At 63.6% G+C, this 23155-nt stretch carries 18 protein-coding genes; 14 read left to right on the top strand and 4 right to left on the bottom strand.

Features of this window, described 5'->3' with window-relative positions:
• The first annotated feature begins 7 nt into the window (after window positions 1-7).
• The 7 genes from D3879_RS15235 to D3879_RS15205 all read left to right on the top strand — a co-directional run bounded on the left by D3879_RS15235 (window position 8) and on the right by D3879_RS15205 (window position 7245).
• Window positions 8-898 (top strand): DUF2950 domain-containing protein, encoded by an 891-nt coding sequence (locus D3879_RS15235; protein WP_119955153.1) that lies wholly within the window; start codon window positions 8-10, stop codon window positions 896-898.
• 129 nt (window positions 899-1027) lie between these two features.
• Window positions 1028-1516: a GFA family protein gene (locus tag D3879_RS15230; protein ID WP_119955152.1), complete on the top strand. Its 489-nt coding sequence runs from the start codon at window positions 1028-1030 to the stop codon at window positions 1514-1516.
• A gap of 278 nt (window positions 1517-1794) precedes the next feature.
• A complete protein-coding gene (locus D3879_RS15225; protein ID WP_119955151.1) occupies window positions 1795-2142 on the top strand; it encodes an MTH938/NDUFAF3 family protein in 348 nt (115 codons plus the stop codon).
• A gap of 144 nt (window positions 2143-2286) precedes the next feature.
• The gene (locus tag D3879_RS15220; RefSeq protein ID WP_119955150.1) at window positions 2287-4230 is read left to right on the top strand and encodes a DUF47 family protein; all 1944 of its coding nucleotides are present in this window, start codon (window positions 2287-2289) and stop codon (window positions 4228-4230) included.
• The gene (locus tag D3879_RS15215; protein WP_119955149.1) at window positions 4227-5846 is read left to right on the top strand and encodes a PEP/pyruvate-binding domain-containing protein; all 1620 of its coding nucleotides are present in this window, start codon (window positions 4227-4229) and stop codon (window positions 5844-5846) included. Before D3879_RS15220 ends, D3879_RS15215 begins: the two co-directional genes overlap by 4 nt.
• Window positions 5847-6268: 422 nt before the next feature.
• Window positions 6269-6682: an arsenate reductase ArsC gene (locus D3879_RS15210; RefSeq protein ID WP_119955148.1), complete on the top strand. Its 414-nt coding sequence runs from the start codon at window positions 6269-6271 to the stop codon at window positions 6680-6682.
• Window positions 6683-7020: 338 nt separating this feature from the next.
• Window positions 7021-7245 carry a hypothetical protein gene (locus D3879_RS15205; protein WP_177412440.1) on the top strand — a complete coding sequence of 75 codons (225 nt, stop codon included), beginning with the start codon at window positions 7021-7023 and terminating at the stop codon, window positions 7243-7245.
• A 41-nt stretch (window positions 7246-7286) separates the two neighbouring features.
• Here the strand turns inward: D3879_RS15205 and D3879_RS15200 are convergent, their stop codons facing one another.
• Both D3879_RS15200 and D3879_RS15195 read right to left on the bottom strand, forming a co-directional pair.
• Window positions 7287-8060, bottom strand: a complete 774-nt coding sequence (locus tag D3879_RS15200; RefSeq protein ID WP_119955146.1) for a CHAD domain-containing protein — start codon at window positions 8058-8060, stop codon at window positions 7287-7289.
• 269 nt (window positions 8061-8329) lie between these two features.
• The gene (locus D3879_RS15195; RefSeq protein ID WP_119955145.1) at window positions 8330-9634 is read right to left on the bottom strand and encodes an MFS transporter; all 1305 of its coding nucleotides are present in this window, start codon (window positions 9632-9634) and stop codon (window positions 8330-8332) included.
• A gap of 161 nt (window positions 9635-9795) precedes the next feature.
• Between D3879_RS15195 and D3879_RS15190 the strand changes: the two genes are divergently transcribed.
• A complete protein-coding gene (locus D3879_RS15190; RefSeq protein WP_177412439.1) occupies window positions 9796-12633 on the top strand; it encodes an AMP-binding protein in 2838 nt (945 codons plus the stop codon).
• A gap of 230 nt (window positions 12634-12863) precedes the next feature.
• Here the strand turns inward: D3879_RS15190 and D3879_RS15185 are convergent, their stop codons facing one another.
• Window positions 12864-15281 carry a bifunctional diguanylate cyclase/phosphodiesterase gene (locus tag D3879_RS15185; protein ID WP_119955144.1) on the bottom strand — a complete coding sequence of 806 codons (2418 nt, stop codon included), beginning with the start codon at window positions 15279-15281 and terminating at the stop codon, window positions 12864-12866.
• A 399-nt stretch (window positions 15282-15680) separates the two neighbouring features.
• On the bottom strand, window positions 15681-16865 hold the full coding sequence (pobA, locus tag D3879_RS15180; RefSeq protein WP_119955143.1) for a 4-hydroxybenzoate 3-monooxygenase: 1185 nt from the start codon (window positions 16863-16865) through the stop codon (window positions 15681-15683).
• A 145-nt stretch (window positions 16866-17010) separates the two neighbouring features.
• Between pobA and D3879_RS15175 the strand changes: the two genes are divergently transcribed.
• The 6 genes from D3879_RS15175 to D3879_RS15150 all read left to right on the top strand — a co-directional run bounded on the left by D3879_RS15175 (window position 17011) and on the right by D3879_RS15150 (window position 23152).
• Window positions 17011-17880, top strand: a complete 870-nt coding sequence (locus D3879_RS15175) for a helix-turn-helix domain-containing protein (protein WP_119955142.1) — start codon at window positions 17011-17013, stop codon at window positions 17878-17880.
• 270 nt (window positions 17881-18150) lie between these two features.
• Entirely contained in the window at window positions 18151-19080 is a 930-nt protein-coding gene (gene pcaQ, locus D3879_RS15170; protein WP_119955141.1) for a pca operon transcription factor PcaQ, read from the top strand.
• Between the two features lie 117 nt (window positions 19081-19197).
• A complete protein-coding gene (gene pcaH / locus D3879_RS15165; protein ID WP_119955140.1) occupies window positions 19198-19917 on the top strand; it encodes a protocatechuate 3,4-dioxygenase subunit beta in 720 nt (239 codons plus the stop codon).
• Between the two features lie 12 nt (window positions 19918-19929).
• Complete coding sequence (pcaG, locus tag D3879_RS15160; protein WP_119955139.1) at window positions 19930-20535, top strand: protocatechuate 3,4-dioxygenase subunit alpha; 606 nt, start codon at window positions 19930-19932, stop codon at window positions 20533-20535.
• 576 nt (window positions 20536-21111) lie between these two features.
• Window positions 21112-21729 carry a translesion DNA synthesis-associated protein ImuA gene (gene imuA, locus D3879_RS15155; RefSeq protein WP_177412438.1) on the top strand — a complete coding sequence of 206 codons (618 nt, stop codon included), beginning with the start codon at window positions 21112-21114 and terminating at the stop codon, window positions 21727-21729.
• A 7-nt stretch (window positions 21730-21736) separates the two neighbouring features.
• Window positions 21737-23152 (top strand): Y-family DNA polymerase, encoded by a 1416-nt coding sequence (locus tag D3879_RS15150; RefSeq protein ID WP_119955137.1) that lies wholly within the window; start codon window positions 21737-21739, stop codon window positions 23150-23152.
• The last annotated feature ends 3 nt before the right edge of the window (window positions 23153-23155 follow it).

Below are 23155 nucleotides of genomic sequence, written 5' to 3'. Positions count from 1 at the left end.
ACTCGCGATGAATGCTGCATTCCGTATTTTCCCAATTGCGCTGCTGGCGGTTCTGGCCCAGAGCGCGCACGCGCAGCAGGCTTTTCCCAGCCCGGATGCCGCCGCCGAAGCCCTGGTTACCGCACTCGGCAGCAAGAAGGCCGACGCTGAACGGCTCGCGGCCTTGCTCGGCAACGATTGGCGCTCGTATATCCCGACCGGGGACATCGATCGCGATGATGTCGATGCCTTCCTCGCCCACTATCGGGAGAAGCACAAGATCCAGTCCGACGCAGAAGATAAAGCGCATCTGGTGGTCGGTACCGACCCATGGACACTGCCGCTGCCGATCATCCGGGGCAAGGACGGTTGGGCCTTTAATGCCAAGGCCGGGGGCGATGAGATCCGCGAACGCCGAATCGGTCGTAACGAACTGTCTACCGTGCAGGCAGAGTTGGCCTACTACGATGCACAGGTGGACTACGCCGAGGTCGACCGTGATGGCGACGGCGCGCTTGAGTACGCGCAGAAGTTCATCAGCAGCGACGGCAAGTACGATGGTCTGTATTGGGCCGAGGAGCCGGGTATCGAGGAAAGCCCGCTCGGCCCGTTGTTCGGCGACGCCAAGCCGGGCAGCGACTGGCATGGTTACAACTACCGTATCCTCGATGCACAGGGCCCATCGGCGCCGGGCGGCGCTTACAGCTACAAGCTCGGCGATAACATGAGCCGCGGTTTTGCCCTGATCGCGTGGCCGGCGAAGTACGGCGACAGCGGTGTGATGAGCTTCATGATCAGCCACGACGGCCAGGTGTTCCAGAAGGACCAGGGCTCAGACAGCGCGAAGCTGGCGAAGGCCATGCCGAGCTTCGATCCGGACAGCAGTTGGAGCGAAGTCGAGGAGCCGCCGACGCCCTGACCGCGGCAGGGCACCCTTGAGTCGGCACCAACGTAGCTCCGCAACGTAGCTCCGCAAAGCGACGATGTGCTTGGCCGGGAAACACTCGACTTTGCTGCCAACCATGTGCGTTCGCCACGAGGGCCAGCCATGCAGCTCAAAGGTTCCTGTCACTGCGGTGCGGTGATTTTCAGTCTGACCAGCGCCCATCCGTATCCCTATCAACGCTGCTATTGCTCGATCTGCCGCAAAACCCAGGGCGGTGGCGGTTACTCGATCAACCTGGCTGGCGATGCCCATAGCCTGAAAGTCACGGGGCGCAAGCAGATTGCCATCTACCACGCCAAGATCAAGGAGGAGGGCGACCGCCGCGCCCATACCAGCAGTGCCGAGCGGCATTTCTGCCGGCTCTGCGGCAGCGCCCTGTGGCTATTCAGCCCGGAGTGGCCGGACCTCATTCATCCCTTCGCCTCGGCCATCGACACGCCGCTGCCGGTGCCGCCAGAACACACCCACCTGCTGCTCGATTCGAAGTCCTCCTGGGTCGAAGTCGATGTGCGGCCCGGCGACAAACAGTTCGACGGCTACCCCGACGAGTCCATCGCCCAGTGGCATGAGCGGCTTGGTCTGAGTCGCTGACGACTGGTGGGGCGAACCGCTGAGCCGGAGATAGCTGGGCCTTTGTTTTTTGAAGTTCTCAAATGTTCACGAGCCGGAGGGTTGGGAACCTGACAGGCGGCAGTATCCAGGCTTCCGATGCATCAAGCGATTACGTAGTGACATGTCACGCGCCACAGGCCCCAATCCGGGCTCGCTGGCCATGGTGATTACGGCGACCATACTTAGATAATCGAATGATCACTCCAGTGGGTGTTGACTCAGCCCGTCGATGACACCAGAACACGGGGGAGGTGGGTATGCGCTTCGATGCATTTTCTTTTGGCACCATCAGCATTGACGGGGTCACCTATCCTCATGACGTGGTGCTCGCTCATGGACAGGTCCGCAAACGCAGGAAGAAACCGTCCAAGAAGTTCCGCGATGCCTTTGGTCACACCCCGCTGTCAATTGAGGAGGACATCCCTTGGGACTGCCGGCGGCTGGTAATTGGCACCGGCACCGGGGCGTTGCCAGTCATGGAAGAGGTGAGGCGCGAGGCTGAGCGTCGGCACATCGAATTGGTCATCGTGCCGACAGCAGAAGCCATAGCGAAGCTGGAAGAACAGCATGACCAGACCAACGCGATCTTGCATCTCACGTGCTAGATCACCCGGCCAATGAGGCAAGTGTGGCGGCTCGATGACAGGTGCAGGGGCCGGGGGCGTTGCAGCCGAGGGTGTCAAGCGGGAGGGTGGCATTACATGCCACATGTGGTGTCCTGAATCGCGCCGTGCAAGCGTGGAGATCGAATGGAAAAGCTCGATGTCATCGCGTCGCTGGGCCAGATGCAGTTGCTGCGCCCAGCCTGGATCAACGCTGCGCTGGCTGCGAATGACCGGCTGAAGCTGTATCTAACGGTGCTGCAAGCCGCGCAGGCACACGCGGAGCAGCCGAATGCGGCGCCGCTGGATCTGACGCGTGAGTTTGCCTCGGCACAGATCGGCGCTCCTTGGCTCAAGGATCTGCCCGGCACGGCTTACCGGGAAGGCAAAGCGCTGCACGTGCCCGATTTCCTTCGCGTCGCCGCCATGCTGCGGGACGATCTGCGAATCATGGCGCGCCCGCTGGTCGAGGGCGGCAATGCCGCTGAGTCCGAACTGGATAGCCGGGTGGACCACTGGTGCGCCTGGCTCGACGCGCTGACGGACGATACGCTCGAGGCAACGCAGCTGAAGGCGCTGACAAGTGGCAAGCGCGGGGGAGGGGACAGCTTCCACCTGCTGGTGATGGATCTGCACAAGGTGCTCAACCGCATGGCGGTTGAGATGGCGAGCGAGACCATCGACGGCGCTCATGTTTGGCAGCTGAACGATGAGGATCGCCCCCGGGTCGCCTCCTTCATGCGCGGTCTCAATCGCACCCGTGCGCTAAAACTGAACCATCCGGGGCTCGATACGGCCGCCACCCGCGATGGCGAACGCCTGCTGCTGCAGAACGACATCGGCGTCAACGTCGCGCACGTACTCGTGGTTCAAGTGGAAGGGATGCGCATCACGTTGACCTATTCCGATCTGCACCGTCAGCGTTTCGCCTTCTTCCAGTCCATGCTGGCCGAGCTCGGCGCTAGCTGGTCCGCACCGGAAACGCGCACCACGGCCGGTCTCAATGCGGGCGAGGCCTATCACGTCGGCACCGCGACCTTCGAGTGCGAAGACGAGGATGCGCTGCAGCGCGAGCTCGAAGGCATTGGTTCGCGCATCGTGTTCCTGATCGACTGGAACCGCGCCCGCAAACGTCTGGTGCAGTTCGTCAGCAAGGCCGATGCGGTGGCGGTCCTCACCGAAGCTGCCCGCCGCGAGGTGGGCCACATGGCCTGGCTGGTGGCCGGTGGTGAACAACTGATCTACGGTGCCATGCAGGCCCTGGGCGCGGACTACTTCCACATCGGCGACCGCCTCGACCAGGTGATGGGGCCGGCGCTGGCGAAGGAGTTCCTCGATGAGGTGCTGGTGCTCTCCAGCCAGGCGATGCAGCAGCGCCAGCCGCTCGCGCTGATCGCGGACGATACGAGGCTGCTGCTAGTACGCCATATGCGGCGCCGGCGCGACGAATTCGATCTGTTGACCGAACATGCGGCGTACTGCCACGCGCTTGCCGAGGGCGTGCGTGATGCCCTCGCGCATGGACACGAACGCGACAAGAACGCTGCGCGCAAGCTGGCCGAGCGTGCCAAGGAATGGGAACGCCAGGCCGACTTGCTGGTGATGAGCTCGCGCGCCCGCGCCGAACGCCATCCGCGCTGGCTACCGTTCACCCGCCTGATCGAGCGTGCCGACGATGTGGCCGATTGCCTCGAGGAGTCGGCCTTCCTGTTGTCGCTGATCGCCGACGACCACCACCAGGGCTGGCGGGGTGAAGTGCGCAAGGTGATACAGCTGCTGGCCGATGAGGTACTTGCGGCCACGCAGGACCACGTGAAGGCGCTCGCCATCGCATGCACGCTCGGGGAGGAGAGTAGCGGGGAGGACCACGAGGAGTTCGTGGCTGCGTTGTGGCGGGTGCTCAATGCCGAGCGCCAGTGCGACATCCTGCTACGCGAAGCCCGGCGTGCGCTGTCGGAGCACGTCTCCGATGCGGCGACGCTGAACCTGAGCACGGAATTCGCTGTGGCACTCGAGCTTTCCACCGATGCACTGCTCGCCACCGGTTACGGCCTGCGCAAGCTTGCGTTTAGCCGCGTGGGGGGCGTATGAACCCGCGACTCGATCCCGTGCAAGCGGCGGACGAAGAGCGCGCGCTCAGGCTGATCCACTTCATCGGCGGCAGCACAGCGCTGCCCGCGGCTGCGAGCCCGGCAGCCTTGGGGTTCAAGGCCTGGAACCTCGCCCGCATGGCTGCACTGGGCCTCCCCGTGCCGCCGGCCTTCGTTCTCGGCACGGGTTGGTGCGGGCGGGTGGAGCTCGGCCCCCAGCTCTGGCAGGAGGCACTGCAGGAGCTGGAACGTTTTACCGGCCTCGGACTCGGCAATACGCGGCACCCGTTACTGCTGTCGGTGCGCTCGGGCGCACCGGTTTCCATGCCGGGGATGATGGAAACGCTGCTCAACATTGGTCTCAGCGACGCGACCCTGCCCGGCTTGGTGCGGCTCACCGGGCATCCGCGCCTCGCCTGGGATGCCTACCGCCGCCTGATTGCGAGGTTTGGCGAAGTGGTTGCCGGTATCGACGCGCATCATTTCGAGGCGGACCTCGATGCGGTGCGCGCCGATAACGACGAACTCGAACTCGATTTTTCCGCGCTGCGGGAGGTGGCGAACCGCCATCTGGCAACCTATGCACGGGAGGCCAGTGAGGCATTCCCGCAGGATGCGCAGGTGCAACTGCGCGAGGCGACCGCCGCCGTCTTCGCCTCCTGGCACAGCGACAAGGCACACGCCTATCGTGAGCTGCACGGCCTGCCGCACTCGATGGGGACGGCAGTGACGGTGCAGCGGATGGTGTTCGGCAATGCCGGCGGGATGTCAGGAGCGGGTGTGGGTTGTACCCGCAACCCGATTAGTGGCGAGCCCTCGCCCTGGGTCGACTTCCTCTTCAATGCCCAAGGTGAAGACGTTGTTAGCGGCCGGCGAAGTGCACAAGGGCACGACGAGCTGGCAGCCGTTGCGCCCAGGGTCTGGGACTCACTGCAGCGCGTTACTGCGCAACTCGAGCGGGCCTTCGGCGACATGCAGGAATTCGAATTCACCGTGCAGGATGGCCAGCTTTACCTCCTGCAGACGAGAGGCGGCAAGCGCACGCCACAGGCGACGGCGCGCATTGCGCTCGATCTCTGCGATCAAGGGCTGATCACGCAGGAAGTAGCGCTTGAAAGGACGCGGTCGCTCGATGCACAGGCGCTCGCGCTGAGCGTGGTGGCGGCCGAGGATGGCCAGATTCTCGCGCCGCTTGCCCACGCGGCCAGTGCGGCCAGCGGTGTGGTGTGTGGCGAGATCGCACTGGACGAGGCGCGAGTGCGGGAGCGCAAGGCTGCCGGCGCCACAGTGGTGCTGGTACGGCGCGATGCCGAGACGCGCGACATCGCCGCCCTCGATCTGGCCGACGGTTTGCTGACCCAGCGGGGCGCACGCACCTCGCATGCCGCTGTGGTGGCGCGCCAGCTCGGCAAGGTGTGCCTGGTCGGCTGCGAAAGCCTGGCGATCAACGAGTTGGGGCGCGTCGTGTCCATCGGCGGCCTGGATCTGAGGGAGGGCGATCCAATCACGCTCGACGGCAACGAAGGCGTTCTCTACGCCGGCACGACGCGGGTGGAGGAGCGGATTCCGCAAGAACTGCTCGACCGTCTCGATAGGCTACGCAGCTCGCACGGCTGAACTTACAACGCGCGAGCCGCCGGCGCGAATGCAGTCGGCTGGAGCGCGCGGGTTCAGGCGTCCCTTCTCGTTGCCGAGGTGTCGCATAACGACTGAACAGGCACTCGATAAAATGAGGGTAGAGAAAAGCAGTCGTCGTCGAATTGCCATGCTCTTATCAGATGCACGGGTGGTTCGATGGGATCCAATGCCTGCGACATATCGCCGAGGCCCGCGCGGAGAAACAAAAAAGGCTGCATTAGCAGCCCAAAAACACGCACCAGATTCTGTTTGATGATCAGTCTGTGCAAGGTTCATTGCAGAACGATGACAGGCTGGAGCCTTTCATCGGCTTGAAATACCGCTGTCAGAAAGCCCTGCTGAAATGGAAAGTGCTTTGTTTCGACCACTAAACAAACAGGCTGGACGAGGTAAAAGTAGCTATGGCTGACAAGTTCAGAGTGCTGTTCGTCTGCGCTAACAATGATGTTCGTTCCCTGATGGCGGAAGCGCTTCTTCGGCATACCGACGCCGAACACTTCGAAGCCTTCAGCGCCGGCATTGCGGCCGGTGAGGTGGACCCACGCACGCTCGAGTCCCTCGATCACATCGGTATCGCCACGACCGGCCTGCGTAGCAAGGCCATCGATGAGTTCGAGGGGCAACAGTTCGATTACGTGATCACTCTCTGCGACAAGTCGTCCGGGGAGGCTGAGCGGATGCCGGCCTCCGGAGAAGTGATGGTGTGGAACTTCGAGGATCCGGTTACCAGCGAACGGCATGATCCCTTTCGTCATGCCCTGCAGGAGATTCACGATCGCGTCAACATGTTCGCCACTGTGAAGACCAGGCACTGACGCGCCTATAAACCCGAAGCAGGCATTGCTGGACACTGCTCAGTAAGCTCCTTGCAGAATTAACAGGAGCATTCTTTTTATTCACGACAGACCCGGTCGCAGGGATGCGCCGATCGAACTTATGGCCATGAGTAAGTGACCTTTCTTGACCGAAATTTGGCACTCAGCCCCTCCAGAAAGGGGGAGATCGTGCATTAGTAAATCGCTTATTCCCAACCGCTCTGAAATAGACAAAAACCGCCTGAGAACACCGACCTAAAGACCTCTAAAGGTGTTGGTCACCATCATGGTGGCGAGCTATCATCAGCACCTTTGCAATGCTTCCCGGGACTCTGCTGATGAACGTCGAGATAGAAGAAGTACAGGGCGAGGCTGGCTGGGTGGTAAGACTGGACACCTGCACTGTGAATTTCCGCAGCCAGGGTGAGGCGCAAGCTTATGCCGCGCGGCTGCAAGCTCGACTCGATGCGCCTCACGCCCTACCGGCAAGCTGCAGTGAAGTGTTAACCGAGTTGTCATTATCTGGCAGCACTTCGCAAGCAACATCTGAGTTGCATCGGTAGGGGCTTATTACTTTTCTGGCTGCCACTTCAGGCGGCCTTTTTTACGCCTGCTGATTCTTCGCCAGCAACTCTGCAAGCTGAAATAATTCCACCTCAGCACTCATAAGCGCCGCGGTAGCCGCTACCTGCCATTTATGCTGTAGCACTTGAAGGTCTTCCTCCAGTCTGGCCTTGAGGCACCATTGATAATGATCATGCCAAGCGCCCAGTGCAGTCTGCACAACCTTGAGCGAAGCTGCTGCCTCCGCGGATATCGGAGAAAGCTGAGGATACGCATCGGTTGCGTAACGGGTGCGCTTGACCAGAATCCGTAGCTGGTGGCGATCGTATTGAGGGTCTGTCAGTGCGGCTTTCAATCGCTCCACCTGCTTGCGCAAGCGCTTGGCGATCTTTTTCCTGATCTGGCGTAATTCGCCATCACGCTCAGCATCACGAAAGGCTGACGGCCATTCATCCAGTCGGGAAAAGAGCTGATTGATCGTCGAGCTTTCCACGATGCTGCCATAGCTGGACTGCAGGATAGCCTTCCGGGCATTGGCCTGTTGTGTGAGCCCCTGCCGTTCAAGCTCATCGATCAACACTTCAAGATCACGCACTGGGGTAGTCAGCTTGCCAACCTCGGCAGCTGCTTCATTGAGCAGCGCTACTGCGCCGATCCGGCGTAATGGTCGCAACAGACTTCTCATGCGCCGCAGATTGATCCGCAAGTCATGCAGAGCCTCGCCATCTGTCCTGGCCTCTATGCGAGCGTGGGTATGGTAGAGCGCTGTCTCAAGCAGCAAAACCTGGGCAACGATTGCATCTACGAAAGACATCAGACCCTCCAAACGCAGACACGGACATGGAGAAATCAGATTAGCCGAGAAATCAATACCGTTTAAGCCACACCTCAAGGACAGTGGTCAGTCTACGCCAAGCGGGTCAATCAGGTTGTCACGCCCTTGCCTCCAGGAAGCTGACTCAGCGGCTGATGAGCAAAGCACAGTGATAATGGGCCTGGGTTAAGCCCGGATCCACGGACCGCTCCTGGCCGAATTGAGGCAGTCGCGACAGGCGAAAACTGACCCGATATGGATAGTCCCTCTCACTTCCCGAGACTCTCGGTACGGCTGACAGCTACCTGCCGCCCGCGCTCGAGGTCGACGCCGGCCAGGATCAACAGGCCGACAACGAAATAGCTGCCGGTGATCAGCATCGCCAGGCGGTGATCGCCGCCGGACAGCCAACTGGTCAGGCCGTAGGTCATGGGGCCGAGGATTGCCGCCAGTTTTCCCGCCAGCCCCCAGAGGCCGAAGAACTCCGCCAGGCGCGTCGGCGGCGCCAGCAGACCGACTATCGCGCGGCCGGCCGATTGGCTGGCGCCCATGCACAGACCGGCGAGGTTGGCCGCCAGCCAGAACAGCCCGGGGCCGCGCGCCACCCAGACCAGACCGACCATGCCGAGCCAGCCCAGCAGGGTCAGCGCCAGCGTGGCGCGATGGCCGAGGCGATCCTGCAGCCAACCGAACAGCACGGCGCCGATGGAGGCCGTGATATTCACCACGAAGATCAGCAGCAGCGTGTCCTGGGTGCTGAAGCCCATGACCTGATTGGCATAGATGGCAGCCAGGGTGATCACCGCCGAGATACCGGCCTGGTAGCAGACGGTGCAGGCAAGGAAGCGCAGCAGGTCGCGATAGCGGTCGGCTTCCCGCAGCGTCTGCGCGAAGCGCGCTAGCACCGCTTGCGGGATAGGCATGTCGCCGCGCCCTGGCTGCGGCTGGCTGCGTTCGCGCAGGAACAGGAAGGTCGGTACGCTGGCTACGGCGAACAAGGCCGCGGTGATCAGCATGCACACCGGCACGAACTGTGCCGCAGTCTGGCCCTGCGCCTGGGCCCAGCTGACGAAGGCCAGGCAGGCGCCCAGGCTGACCAGGCCGCCGATATAGCCGAACCCCCAGCCCCAGCCGGACACCTTGCCTAAGGCATCCGCACGGGCGAGTTCGGGCAGGAAGGCGGCGATCAGGTTCTCGCCGCTGCCGAAGCAGAAGTTGGATAGCACAATGAAAAGGATCGCGACACCGAGCTCCCCCGGCCCGGCCAGCGCGAGTCCAGAGGTAAAGGCGACGCAACCGACGGTGCTGAACAGCAGCAGGCGCTTCTTGCAAGCGAAGGCGTCGGCGTAGGCGCCGACCAGCGGCGCGGTCAGGATGATCAGGGCGTTGGAGAGGGCTATGGCGCTGGTCCAGGCCAGCGTACCCCAGGCTTCGCCCTTGGCGACCACAGCGACGAAGTAGGCGTTGAACACGGCGGTGATCACCACAGTCGTGTAGCCGGAGTTGGCGAAATCGAACATCGCCCAGGCCCAGATTTCTCGGCGTATCACTCCCGGGGCAAGGCTGGCTGGCATGGCGATCTCTCTGTAGGCGCTGCGTCCTTAAGAGCCTAGCCCTGGCCCACCCATCCTGCGAACGCTCCAGTCCATGATGGCACTCCCAGTCGCCGCCATAGGCGCATAATGGCAGCTGGCAAGGATCTACACTCAGAGTGTCCTGTCATGAGGGGCCGCCGATGTCTCGTCCGCCTCCAGAAACCCGCGCCGTTCCCCGCTCCGATGGGGACGCGGAAAAATTGCTCGAAATTGTCCAGCGCACCGTGGCCGAGTTGCGCCCGCAGGCGGCAGAAGGTTTGCAAGTCACCTTGCACAGCGTGCTGGACCGGGACCTGGGCGTAGACAGCCTGGCCCGGGTCGAGCTGTGGTCACGCATCGAACACGAATTCGGTGTGCGCTTACCGGAAAACCTGTTCGCCTCGGCGGACACCCCCGCCGATGTACTGCGCGTGCTGCACAGCAGACATGGCGCCGAGGCGCTGTGCCCGTTGCCCACCAGCGACTCCAGCGAGGCCCCGACAACAACGGGGCAGACGCCGGACGCCGCGCGGACCTTGATCGAGGTGCTGGAATGGCATGTGCGCCATCAGCCGCAACATCCCCACGTGCGCCTGCTGGGTGAAAGCGACCAGCCGGAAGACATCAGCTACGGCGCCTTGCACCAGGGCGCCCTGGCCGTCGCCGCAGGGCTGCAACGCAGTGGCTTGCTCGCCGGTCAGACCGTGGCCCTGATGCTGCCCACCGGCCGCGACTTTCTCCACGGCTTTTTCGGCATCCTGTTGGCCGGTGGCGTGCCGGTGCCCATCTACCCACCGCTGCGCCTGTCGCAGATAGAGGATCACCTGCGCCGCCAGGCCGGCATCCTGCGCAACGCCGAGGCCAAAGTGCTGATTACCGTGACGGAAGCGAAGCTGCTCGCCCAGCTGCTCCGGCCGCAGGTCCCGAGCCTGACTCGCATCGCCAGCGTGGCCGAGCTGACGGGCGAGGGGGGCGAGTGCCTCACACCGCCGCGGCAACCGGATGACATCGCCTTCCTGCAGTACACCTCGGGCAGCACTGGCCAGCCCAAGGGAGTGATGGTCAGCCACGCCAATCTGCTGGCCAATCTGCGCGCCATGGGTGGGGCTCTGAACGTGGGGCCGCAGGACGTGTTCGTCAGCTGGCTGCCCATGTATCACGACATGGGCCTGATCGGTGCCTGGCTGGGCAGCCTGTATTACGGCTACAGCTTGGTGCTGATGTCGCCGCTGGCTTTCCTGGCACGGCCGGCGCGTTGGTTATGGGCCATCGACCGCTTCCGCGGCACGTTGTCGGCGGCGCCCAACTTCGCCTACGAACTGTGCCTGAGCAAACTTGCTGACGGCGACCTCGAGGGCCTGGACCTGAGCAGTTGGCGCCTGGCCTTCAACGGTGCCGAGCCGGTCAGCCCGGATACCTTGCAGCGTTTTGCCGAACGTTTCGTTCGCTACGGGTTGGCGCCCACCGCGCTGGCGCCGGTCTATGGGTTGGCCGAGGCCACGTTGGGCGTGGCCTTTCCTCCCTTGGACCGAGGGCCGCTGATCGACCGGGTGCAGCGCGAGGCGTTCCAGGCCCGCGGCAACGCGCTGCCCGCCGAAGCGGACGCCAGCGCAACGCTGCGCTTCGTCTCAAGCGGCCGGCCGCTGCCGGGCCATCAGATTCGCATCGTCGATGGCAGCGGGGTCGAACTCCCCGAGCGCAGCGAAGGTCACCTGCAATTCAGCGGGCCGTCCACCACCAGTGGCTACTTCCGTAACCCCGAAGAGACCCACCGAGTGCTGCGCGACGGCTGGATCGACTCGCTCGACTTCGCCTACATGGCCGGCGGCGAGGTCTACCTGACCGGCCGCGCCAAGGACCTGATCATCCGTGCCGGGCGCAACATCTACCCCTACGATGTCGAAGCGGCGGTCGGCAATTTGCCCGGCCTGCGCAAAGGCTGCATCGCGGTGTTCGGCAGTCCTGACCCGGCCACCGGCACCGAGCGCCTGGTGGTGTTGGCGGAAAGCTACGAGAAGGAAGCTGTCGCGCGGCAACGCCTGCAGCAGGAGGTCAACCGTATCGTGGTCGACCTCACCGGTGTGCCGCCGGACGATATCGTCCTGGCGCCACCGCACAGCGTACTGAAGACCTCCAGCGGCAAGATTCGCCGTGCTGCCAGCCGCGAACTGTATGAGCGCGGAGAAGTGGGTCGGCCGCACCTCGCCGTGTGGCGCCAGCTACTGCGCCTGGTGCTGCAGGCCGTACGCGGGCATTTCGGCCGCAGCTGGCGGACCTGCCGCGCCGCGCTGTATGCCGCTTACATCTGGCTGCTGTTCTGGCTGGTCACACCGCTGACCTGGCTGGGCGTCGCGATCCTGCCGCGCCAGAGCTGGTGTCGCAGCTTTACCCGCGCGGCCGCACGGCTGTTCATGCGCTTGGCGGGTGTGCCGTTCAGCGTCACGGGGCTGGAGCGCCTGCCTGAGTCTGGAGTGAGCGTGCTGGCCGTAAACCATGCCAGCTACCTCGACGGCGTCATTCTCTGCGCGGCCCTGCCGCCGAAGTTCAGCTTCGTTGCCAAGCGCGAGCTGGCTGGCCAGTGGATCGCCGGCCTGTTCCTGCGCAAACTCGGCGCCCGCTTCGTCGAACGCTTCGACCTGCAGCGCAGCGCCGCAGACACCGAGCCCCTGGCCGAGGCGCTACAGGCTGGCCAGCCCCTGGTGTTCTTCCCGGAGGGGACCTTTACCCGCGAGCAAGGCTTGCGCACCTTCCACATGGGCGCCTTCGTGCTCGCCGCGCGTGCCGGCGTGCCGCTGCTGCCGGTCGCAATTCGCGGCGCGCGTATGGTGCTGCGCGCCGGTCAGTGGTTCCCGCGCCACGGTGCAATCCACGTCAACGTCTGCCCCCCGCTGTTGGCGGAGGGGCCGGGCTGGATGGAGGCAATCAAGCTGCGGGATGCAACGATAGCGGCGCTGCTAGAGCACCTGGATGAATCGGAACGGGCTCAGCGCTCTGGTTAGCGGCGACTACTTCGCTGCCGTCGTCTTTCCAGAGCAGTTTAAGAGTGGGCACGCTGGGTAATAGCTCAGTGCGGTATGAGTTGATTGCGGGGGGTAAAGCCTCGTAGGTGGTTAGCCCGACCTACGGACCTGTGAATAGCCCCGGCGTCTATAGACCTGCTCGACAGTCCGCATATGGACTCCTCCCCATTGCAAGGACTTCCACAGGTGCCTACGAAATCCGTAGCGATTCAGTGCCAGGCCGATTGCGCTTCCCAATCGCGGAACTGCTCCGCGGGGATCGGTCGGCTGATGGTGTAGCCCTGTGCGATGTCGCAACCGAGCAGTCCAAGCTGGGTCAAGGTGGCCTGATCCTCGACGCCTTCGGCGACTACCGTGAGATCCAGGTTGTGCGCGAGTTCGATGATGGAGCGCACGATTTTCGCCGAGCCAACGTTGCTGGTCATGCGGGTGACGAAGGATTGGTCGATCTTCAGCGCGTCCACCGGCAACTGCTGCAGGTAGGCCAGCGATGAATAACCGGTACCGAAGTCGTCGATGGAGAGTCGCGCGTCGAGATTCTTGAGCCGTACCAGCGTCTCCATCGCCGCTACCGGGTCTTCCATCAGGGCGCTTTCGGTCAGCTCGAACTCGATCCAGTCCGGCTGTGCACCCCAGGTGGCGAAGGAACCGTTGATCCGTTCGAGCAGCTTGGGATCGCGCAGGTCCCACGCCGAGAGATTGACCGACACCGGCCGCTCGATGCCCTCTTCATGCCAGGCGTAGCGCTGGCCCAGCGCCGTGTCCAGCACCCAGTAAGTGAGCGGCGTGATCAGCCCGGTGCTCTCGGCGAGCTTGATGAATTCGTCGGGGGCGAGCAGGCCGTGCACGGGATGCTGCCAACGCACCAGCGCTTCCGAGCCGCACACCTTGTTGGTGGCGATCTGCAGCTTCGGCTGGTAATGCAGTAGGAGTTCGTTGCGTTCGATCGCCCGCCGTAGGTCGCCCATCAGCGCCACGCGCTGGGCACATTCCTGATCCAGGCCGCCCTTGAACAGCGCATAGCCGGTGCTGGAACGCTTGGCCTGCGCCAGGGCGATGCTGCCCCGGCGGATCAACGCCTCGGGGTCGGTGCCGTGACCGGGATACAGGGCGATCCCGATGTTTGCCCGGGCATCGAGGAAAAGCCCCGAAAGCTCGATCGGATCGTAGAGCGCCACCAGTATCCGCTGTGCCAACTGCGACGCCTGCTCGGCACCGCCGCTGGGCATCAGCACCGCGAATTCGCATTCGCCGACCCGGGCAACCGCGTTCGCGGTGCCAACCGCATGCACCAGCCGGTCGGCGACTTCCTGCTGGAGCCGGTCGGCCTCGTGGTAACCGAGGATTTCATTGATCTCCCGGTTGCGCCCGACTTCCAGCTGCAGCAGGCCGAGTGGCCGCCGTTCTTGTTTGGCTGCTGCTATCGCTTCCTCCAGCAACTCGCGCAGGCGGACCCGGTTCGGTAGCCCGGTGAGGGCGTCGGAGTAAGCCATGCGCTTGATGGTGGCCTCCGCCTCGGCGGCCCTGGCGCGGGTGCGCAAGGTGCTGATGCCGAAGCCGAGGTCGTTGGCTGTGGCGACCAGCAACTCGACTTCCTTGGGGTCGAACGCCTCGGCCTCTGCGGCCATGATGACCAGCGTCCCGATCAGCTCGCCTTCGACGCGCAGGGGCAACACTATGGCCGATGCGTAGCCGCGCTCGCGCGCTTCCTCGCGCAGCGGGGCCTCGGGGTCGTTGAGGATGTCGCGCAGCACCACCGGTTGACCGCTCTCGAGCGACGCGTGGATCTTGCGAATGAAGGCCATCCCCTCCGCACTGGATCCCCAGGCGAATCCGACTGCGAGGAAGCCTTTGTCAAACCCCTCGTGGGCCACAGGGCGGTAGGGCTGGTCCTCATCCCCCTGACGGTAGCCGACCCAGGCCAGGCGGTAGCCACAATCCGCCACCAGCACCCGGCAGATTTCCTTGAGCAGGGCCGGCTCGTCCGTGGCATGAATCAGCGCGTGGTTGACCGCCACCCGCGTCGACAGGGCGCGGTTCAGGCGCTGAATCTCCTGCTCGGCCTGTCTGCGCCTGGCCTTGGTACGCATGGTTTCAATACCGAACGCCAGATCTTCGGCAGCCTCGGTGAGTAGTTCCAGCTCTTTTACGCCAAACACATCCGGCTCTGAGGCGCCGATGCCGATGGCGCCGAAGATCTCGCCTTCGACTCGCAGCGGCAGGGATAACACCGAGGCGATTCCGTGCTCGATCGACCCTTCGCGCCACGGCGCCACGTTCGGGTCGGTGCGGATGTTGCGGCTGATGCTCGGGCTGCCGGTACGGATTGCGGTGCCGGTAGGGCCGCGGCCGCGCTCGGCGTCCGCCCAGGTGAGTTTGAGCGAGTCCACATAGGCTTGTTCGAGCCCCGCATGGGCCACGGGCGTGACGGTCTTCGCCTCGTCGTGCTCGGCGCGGCCGACCCAGGCGAGGAGGTAACCGGCCTCTTCGACCACCACCCGGCAGATCTCCTGGAACAGCGCGCATTCGTCCTCGGCACGCAGCAGCGCGCGGTTGCTTCCGCTCAGGGTCCGTAGCGCCCGGTTGAGGTACTCCAACTCTTCAGTGGTGGCACATTGCGCTTGCATGGATCGCCTCTTGCTCGTGCACAACTCGCTTTGAGTATAGAACTGGCGGTCTTCCGAGATGGGCGGGCGTTACCTATTGGTTGCATTACTTTTTACTTGTCAAGCAGGGGAGTCCAGAGACGACTCGTAAGGGATGTTCTGAAAAGTCCTCCTGACTGTTGCAGAACGCGCCAAACCCGGTACAGGCCCGGACCTGGCCAACGTATCGTTGTTCTTCTGGGCGCTGCGGTGCCGGCCCTGGACATGGCGGGTGGCCGTGGCAGTCCGGCTGGCGCGAGCGGAATGTAGCGATCGCCCAGATGTTGTGGAGCGGGGCTCGATCAGCGCTTAGTAATCCCGGGCAGCACGTCCGGCTGTAAAAACTCCCGAGGCAGTTTCGCCGCCGGGAGCCGGAGAAACTCACTCAATCGGTTCGTAGGGCAAGCCAACGTAGTTTTCGGCGATGGTCTTGCGGCCGGCTTCCGAGCTGACGAAGTAGTCCAGTTCGGTCTGCTGAATGCGACGGCTGAAGGCGTCGGTGTCCGGGAAACGGTGCAGCATCGAGGTCATCCACCAGGAGAAGCGCTCGGCTTTCCAGATGCGTCTCAGGCACACCTGCGAGTAGCGTTCGAGCAGTTCGTGGCGGCCTTCGCAGTAGACATTGAGGAGGATGCGGTACAGCGTGCTGACATCGCTGGCCGCCAGGTTCAGCCCCTTGGCGCCGGTGGGCGGGACGATGTGCGCGGCGTCGCCAACGAGGAACAGATGGCCATACTGCATGGGTTCGACCACGTAGCTGCGCAGTGGCGCAACGCTCTTCTCGATGGAGGGGCCGGTGATCAGGCGTTCGGCGGTTTCCGCCGGCAGGCGGCTTTTCAGTTCGTCCCAGAAGCGTTGGTCGGACCAGTCCTCGACTTTCTCCTCGGCGCCCACCTGCACGTAGTAGCGGGTGCGGGTCGGCGAACGCATGCTGCAGAGGGCAAAGCCGCGCTGGTGGTTGGCGTAGATCAGTTCCTCGTTGACCGGCGGCGTGTCGGCCAGCACGCCCAGCCAGCCGAACGGATAGACCCGCTCGAACTCGGTGAGCACGCCCTGCGGAATCGATTTGCGCGCCACGCCGTGGAAGCCGTCGCAGCCGGCGATATGGTCGCAATCCAGGCGCACCGTCTCGCCGTTGAGGGTGAAGGTCAGGTAGGGCTTCTCGCCCTTGAGTTCGTGCAGCTGCACGTCCGGCACGCTGTAGAAAGTGGTGGCACCGCTGGCCTGGCGGGCTTCCATCAGGTCGCGGGTAACCTCGGTCTGGCCGTAGACCATTACCGTCTTGCCGCCGGTCAGCTCCTTCAGATCGATGCGTTCACAGCGACCATTGAAGGCCAGTTCGAAGCCGTCGTGCACCAAACCTTCCTGATCCATGCGCTGACTGGCACCCGCCTCACGCAGTAAATCGACCATGCCTTGTTCGAGTACACCGGCACGGATGCGGCCCAGCACGTATTCGGGGCTCTGGCGTTCGACGATGACGTTGTCGATGCCGGCGTTGTGTAGCAGTTGGCCGAGCAGAAGGCCTGACGGACCGGCGCCGATAATCGCGACTTGAGTCTTCATTGTTGTTGTCCTCGGTGATTGGCTGCTGGCGATGGGAAGGCAGTGCGGCTCTCTCCTGTATTATTTGTGGATGGCATCGCGCGTTGAAGGCAATATCCAGCAAGTTTCATGGACTTTTCGCGGGTTTTTCTGTTTGGGAAGAAGCATGCTCCAGTCGGCTGTGACCCCGGTTCCGGTGTTCAAACTCTATGGCGAAACGGCGGCCTGGCCGACGCCGGACCTGATTCATTGCGAGTCGATTGCCGAGCGCAGCCGCCTGCATGAGTGGGAAATCAAACCCCATCGCCACAGTGATCTGGTGCAGCTGCTGTATGTGCAGGCGGGTAAGGCGGTGCTGGAAGTGGAAGGGGTGGTGAACCGGGTCGAGTCACCCTCGCTTCAGGTGGTTCCCGCCCTCAGCGTGCATGGCTTCAGGTTCTCCGAGGACGTCGAAGGCCATGTGCTCAGCCTGGCCCTGCCTCTGGTCGAGCAGCTCAGCGGCCCTCTGGACAGCCAGGTGCTGATGAGTGCCGCCTGTTACCCGATCGGCGCGGAGCGTCGCTACCTGGATGCGCTGTTCGAGTCGATCAGCCGGGAGTACAGCCATCAGGAGCCGGGGCGCGATCTGATGTTGCAGTCGCTGATCAGTGTGCTGCTGGTCTGGATCAGCCGCCGCTCGCTCGCACTCGCCATGTCCGAAGCCCAGCAGCGCGACCGTGGGCGAGAGCATCTGCAGGAGTTCATCCGGCTGCTTGAACTGCAATTTCGCGAGCACCTGTCAATCGAGCGCTATGCCGCCAGCCTGGGGATCAGTGCTGCGCACCTGAATGCGCTGTGCCGGCGTCTCGGCGGGCAGTCGGCGTTGCAGATGATCAATCAGCGATTGCTGCTGGAAGCCAAGCGCTGCCTGGTCTACACCACCATGACGATCAATCAGGTGTCGGACAGCCTGGGCTTTTCCGAACCGGCCTACTTCTCCCGCTTCTTCAAGCGTGGTACTGGCCAATCACCGAAACGATTCCGCATACAGCGCTAGTGGCATGTTTGGTTAGTTCGGTTACTTAAGGACGCTCGGGATAAGTGAGTAACCGTCGTTTCCGCGAAGGCGGGACAAAAGCACGCAGTGCGTTGAACGCCCAGAGGGCGGCCTCGGAGAGGTGAACGTAGTGAATAACCCAGGAGGCTACGGCCTTTCTGGATGCCCGCCTGCGCGGGCATGACGATTCATTCAATATTTCCTTGGAATAATGAACTAACCGCTTGGGACAACTAGCTGTTGTCCGGCATCACACGCAAAGGAAATCCGGTGAACATCGATACGCGTATCAAATTCCGTCACCTCGTGTGTTTTCTCGAAGTGGCACGGCAGGGGAGTCTGGCGAGGGCGGCGGACAAGCTAGCGGTGAGCCAACCGGCGATCTCGAAGACCCTCAAGGAGCTGGAGCAGCTTCTCGCTGCCAGCCTGTTCGAGCGCAGCAAGAGTGGCGTCAGCCTGACCGAAGCCGGGATGGCTTTCCTGCGTTATGCCGGGCCCTGCGTGCAGGCGCTGCGCGATGGGGTCAACAGCCTGCGGGCGGGCGAGTACGAGTCGGGTGTGGTCAGGCTAGGGGTGCTTTCTACGGTGGAAAGTCTGCTGGTGCCGGAGGTCGTGCGCCGCCTGCACGAGCGTCACCCGGCGCTGGTCGTCAGCGTGGTGACCGGCCCTAGCGCGTATCTGCTATCGCAGTTGCGAGTGGGCGATCTCGATCTGGTAGCAGGCCGCATGACCGATAGCCCGTTGATCCAGGGACTGACTTTCGAACATCTATACAGCGAGTCCATGACCCTGGTGGTACGAGCCGGCCACCCGCTGTTGGCCGGGCCGCTCGATCGCAGCTCGCTGGAAGACTTCCCGCTGGTTCTGCCGCTTGCCGGCACCACCATTCGCAAGTTCGCCGACAGTCTGATCGTGCAGTGCGGTATCAGCCAGCCACGGCAACGCCTGGAGACTCTATCCGTGGCCCTCAGCCGGCGTTATGTCCTGTGCAGCGATGCGATTTGGATAGCCCCTTTCGATGCGGTTCGTCTGGATCTGCGCCGCGGCGAGCTGGCTGAAATCGAGCTTGGCATTCAGGAGCCGGGCGGGTCGGTGGGCATTTGCAGTAACTCCACGCTGCCGCTCTCACTCGCAGCGCACTGGTGCCTTGAGGTGCTGCGCGAGGTGGGGCAGGACTACCGAGAGGGTGTCTATCCATAACCGATTGGTTATGTCTGACCGGCATCTTTTCAGTTTTCGTCCTTCGGCTGTTGTTCGAGACTGCAGACCCAGCCTGTTGCTCAGGCCACTCGATAAATCAAGCAGGAGGAAACCGACATGTCTGATGCGGACAACAGCCGCTTCGTCATTCGTGACCGAAACTGGCATCCCAAAGCCCTCACGCCCGACTACAAGACCTCGGTCGCGCGTTCGCAGCGCCAGGCGCTGGTGAGCATTTCTCAGTCGGTTTCCGAAACCAGCGGCCCGGACTTCTCGCACCTGAAGATGGGCAAGTTCGACAACGATCTACTGCTGAACTTCAACAATGGCGGCCTGCCAGTGGGCGAGCGGATCATCGTCTCCGGCCGTGTCTGCGACCAGTACGGCAAACCGGTGCCGCACACCTTGGTGGAAATGTGGCAGGCCAACGCTGGCGGCCGCTACCGGCACAAGAACGACCGCTACCTGGCGCCGCTGGACCCGAACTTCGGTGGCGTCGGCCGTGCCCTGACCGACAGTGAGGGCTACTACAGTTTCCGCACCATCAAGCCCGGCCCTTATCCGTGGCGCAACGGCCCGAACGACTGGCGTCCGGCGCATATCCACTTCTCCATCAGTGGCCCGTCGATCTCTACCCGTCTGATCACCCAACTGTATTTCGAAGGCGATCCGCTGATCCCCATGTGCCCGATCGTCAAGTCGATCGCCAACCCGGATGCGGTGCAGAGCCTGATCGCCAAGCTCGACATGAGCATGGCCAATCCGATGGATTGCCTGGCCTACCGCTTCGACATCGTCCTGCGCGGCCAGCGCAAGACTCACTTCGAAAACTGCTAAGGAGATACGCGCATGCCTATCGAACTGCTGCCGGAAACCCCTTCGCAAACCGCCGGCCCCTACGTCCATATCGGCCTGGCCCTGGCGGCCGCCGGCAACCCGACCCGCGACCAGGAAATCTGGAACGAAATGGCCAAACCGGGCGCGCCCGGTGAACACATCATCCTGATCGGCAAAGTCTACGACGGTAACGGCCATCTGGTGCGCGACTCCTTCTTGGAGTTCTGGCAGGCCAACCATGAGGGCGTCTATGACAGTACCTTCGATCTGGAGAAACCCTTCAACAGCTTCGGCCGCACCGCGACCACTTTCGATGCCGGTGAGTGGACGCTGAAAACCGTCAAACCGGGCGTGCTGAAGAATGCCTCCGGGGTGCCGATGGCGCCGCATATCAACGTTTCGCTGTTCGCCCGCGGCATCAACATTCACCTGCAAACCCGTCTGTACTTCGACGACGAGTCCGAGGCCAATGCCAAGTGCCCGGTGCTCAACCTGATCGAGCAGCCGCAGCGCCGGGAAACCTTGGTAGCCAACCGCTGCGAAGTGGACGGCAAGGCGGCCTACCGCTTCGATATCCGCATCCAGGGAGAAGGGGAAACGGTTTTCTTTGACTTCTAAGCCACGGGAACCCGACTGGGATCAACTCGTCGAACCGGTCGCCGACCGGGTTCGGCGGCATTTCTCTGCTGTGCTGGAGGCCCGTGGCTACCGGGCCGATGGCGCGAAGCAGGTCGCCAGCGAGCATCTCGGCCTCTGGCTGGGCGAGCACCTCAGAATTAACAGCCAGTCTAGTGTGCTGTCTCCGAATAAAGCGCACTCTCTCGTAGGTGCTCGAGCTACACCTATTGGCCTTGTAGCAGACCGCTTGCAGCCCGTACCCGCATGTAGGAGCGATGCTCGCGATGCTTTTCCTCCGCAGGATCGCGAGGCGGCAGCCGTGCCTTACGGCTTGTCGCATTCCCTACATCCCTGTGGGTCACAAGCTCCTACGAGAACAACCCTGTGTAGGGGGATAACGCTCTTTTATCCACCATCGAAGCAGCCAAGAGGCCCTATGGCGGGGAGCCGGGCAGCGCCCCTTGTAGGGGATTGGTATGTGGAGTACTGTATAGAAATACAGTAATTCTTGGGGTTTGTTGTTATGCCCAGTGCCGTGACCGCTGGCGTCTCCAGTGCACTGCTTGGGTGGCGATGATGGGCACCGTCGTTGCCCTTGATACGCTGCTGGACGAGCGTCGGGTCTGGAAGGGCCAGCCGACGGCGCGGCCGCCGAGCGCTCAGCCGACCGGCCATGCTGCGCTGGATGCGGCGCTTCCGGCGGGCGGTTGGCCCGATTCTGCGCTCAGCGAGATTTTGCTTCCGGCAGATGGCATCCGTGAGTTGCGGCTGCTGTGGCCGACCTTGGCGCGGCTGAGCGGCGCTGCGCAGCGGATCGTCCTGGTGGCGCCGCCCTATGTTCCCTATCCGCAGGCCTGGCAGGCCGCCGGCGTGGACCTGCGCTGGCTTGCGGTGATCGAGGCGAGCCAGCGCGATGCCCTGTGGGCGGCCGAGCAATGCCTGCGCTCGGGCAGCTGCGGCGCGGTGCTGTGCTGGCCGCAGCAGGCGGACGATCGCGCCTTGCGCCGGCTCCAGGTCGCCGCCGAGACCGGCCAAACCCTGGCCTTTGCCTACCGGCCCCACGCGGCGGCGCTCAATCCTTCTCCGGCGGCGCTGCGCATCGCCATCGATGCCCGCCCGGCGCAGCTGCGGGTGCTCAAGTGTCGTGGCGGCCTGCCGCCCACGGCGCCGATCCCTTTCGCCGTGGGGCAATGAGATCGCCATGCGCTGGGCTTGTATATTACTGCCGCAATTGGCACTGGATGCTGTCCTTCGCGGTCGCGCTAATCCCGCGGAGCCATTGGCCCTGCTTGCCGGTACTCCACAGCGTCGCGTGCTGCAGGCCCTCAATCAGTCCGCTCGCGCGCTCGGCCTGCGCCCCGGCCAGTCGCTGACCGCCGCGCACGCGCTGACCCGCGATTTCGCCATGGTCGAGTACGACCCAGCGGAGATCGAGCGCTGGCAGCGCTTCCTGGCGGCTTGGGCCTACCGCTTCAGCTCGCAGGTCAGCCTGCAGTACCCGCGTGCCTTGCTGCTGGAGATCGAATCCAGCATGGGGCTGTTCGGGCCCTGGCCGCGGTTCGAGGCACGCCTGCGCGAAGAGCTGACCACCCTGGGTTTCCGCCATCGCATCGTGGTCGCGCCCAACCCGGCGGCGGCACGAGTGCTGGCCAACGCCCATGACGGCTTGGCGATTCCGACGCTGGATGCGTTGCGCCAAGCCCTGGGGCAGATGCCGGTCGAGCGCATCGGCCTCTCCCGTGAAGTCGCCACTGCCTTCGGGCGCATGGGCCTGCGCACCTTGCGGCAGGTGCTGGCCTTGCCGCGCGATACCGTCGCGCGGCGCTTCCCGGCCGAGGTGCTGCGGCACCTGGATACCTTACTGGGCGAACGGCCGCTGGCGCTGGACTGCTACCTGCCGCCGGACGAATTCGACGTGCGCATCGAACTGAATTTCGAGGTCGAATCGAACCAGGCGCTGTTGTTTCCGCTCAAGCGTCTGATTGCCGACCTGGCCGCGTTCCTGGGCGGCCGCGACACTGGTGTACAGCGCTTCGTCCTGCACTTGGAACACCGGGATGGCGAGGACACCCTGGTCTCGGTCGGGCTGCTGAGTGCCGAACGGGAAGCCAGCATGCTGTTCGAGCTGGCACGCGGACGGCTGGAACAAGTGCAAGTTCCTGCGCCGGTGCGCGCGGTCCGCCTGGTGGCGCGCGATCTGCCGGCATTTGTCCCCGAGCACCGCGAGCTGTTCGACGAACGCCCGCAGCAATCCCTGCCCTGGGAGCAGTTGCGCGAGCGGCTGCGCGCACGCCTCGGTGACGAGGCGGTGCATGGGCTACGCGCGCATGCCGATCACCGCCCCGAACGCACCTGGCAAGCGGACAGCGACACCAAGGTGAGCCAGGCACCGCCCGGTCTGCTGCGCCCCGGCTGGCTGCTGCGCAAGCCCATTCCCCTGCGCGAGGCCGCGCCGCGGATCCTCGCCGGCCCCGAGCGCCTGGAGTCGGGTTGGTGGGACGGCGGCGACGTGCGCCGCGACTATTACCTGATCGAGACCCGCAGCGGCCAGCAGGCCTGGGTCTACCGGCCCATCGGCGAGTCGGGGCCCTTGCTGCTGCACGGGTGGTTCGCATGAGAG

The sequence above is a fragment of the Pseudomonas cavernicola genome, assembly GCF_003596405.1.
GTDB classification, from domain to species: Bacteria; Pseudomonadota; Gammaproteobacteria; order Pseudomonadales; family Pseudomonadaceae; genus Aquipseudomonas; species Aquipseudomonas cavernicola.
The sequence above is the reverse complement of the archived record's forward strand: the minus strand, read 5'-3'. Positions and strand labels throughout refer to the sequence as shown.

Coding starts and splice junctions, on each gene's coding strand:
- D3879_RS15235 (WP_119955153.1), top strand. CDS start 8: ATGAATGCTGCATTCCGTATTTTCCCAATTGCGCTGCTGGCGGTTCTG.
- D3879_RS15230 (WP_119955152.1), top strand. CDS start 1,028: ATGCAGCTCAAAGGTTCCTGTCACTGCGGTGCGGTGATTTTCAGTCTG.
- D3879_RS15225 (WP_119955151.1), top strand. CDS start 1,795: ATGCGCTTCGATGCATTTTCTTTTGGCACCATCAGCATTGACGGGGTC.
- D3879_RS15220 (WP_119955150.1), top strand. CDS start 2,287: ATGGAAAAGCTCGATGTCATCGCGTCGCTGGGCCAGATGCAGTTGCTG.
- D3879_RS15215 (WP_119955149.1), top strand. CDS start 4,227: ATGAACCCGCGACTCGATCCCGTGCAAGCGGCGGACGAAGAGCGCGCG.
- D3879_RS15210 (WP_119955148.1), top strand. CDS start 6,269: ATGGCTGACAAGTTCAGAGTGCTGTTCGTCTGCGCTAACAATGATGTT.
- D3879_RS15205 (WP_177412440.1), top strand. CDS start 7,021: ATGAACGTCGAGATAGAAGAAGTACAGGGCGAGGCTGGCTGGGTGGTA.
- D3879_RS15200 (WP_119955146.1), bottom strand. CDS start 8,060: ATGTCTTTCGTAGATGCAATCGTTGCCCAGGTTTTGCTGCTTGAGACA.
- D3879_RS15195 (WP_119955145.1), bottom strand. CDS start 9,634: ATGCCAGCCAGCCTTGCCCCGGGAGTGATACGCCGAGAAATCTGGGCC.
- D3879_RS15190 (WP_177412439.1), top strand. CDS start 9,796: ATGTCTCGTCCGCCTCCAGAAACCCGCGCCGTTCCCCGCTCCGATGGG.
- D3879_RS15185 (WP_119955144.1), bottom strand. CDS start 15,281: ATGCAAGCGCAATGTGCCACCACTGAAGAGTTGGAGTACCTCAACCGG.
- pobA (WP_119955143.1), bottom strand. CDS start 16,865: ATGAAGACTCAAGTCGCGATTATCGGCGCCGGTCCGTCAGGCCTTCTG.
- D3879_RS15175 (WP_119955142.1), top strand. CDS start 17,011: ATGCTCCAGTCGGCTGTGACCCCGGTTCCGGTGTTCAAACTCTATGGC.
- pcaH (WP_119955140.1), top strand. CDS start 19,198: ATGTCTGATGCGGACAACAGCCGCTTCGTCATTCGTGACCGAAACTGG.
- pcaG (WP_119955139.1), top strand. CDS start 19,930: ATGCCTATCGAACTGCTGCCGGAAACCCCTTCGCAAACCGCCGGCCCC.
- imuA (WP_177412438.1), top strand. CDS start 21,112: ATGGGCACCGTCGTTGCCCTTGATACGCTGCTGGACGAGCGTCGGGTC.
- D3879_RS15150 (WP_119955137.1), top strand. CDS start 21,737: ATGCGCTGGGCTTGTATATTACTGCCGCAATTGGCACTGGATGCTGTC.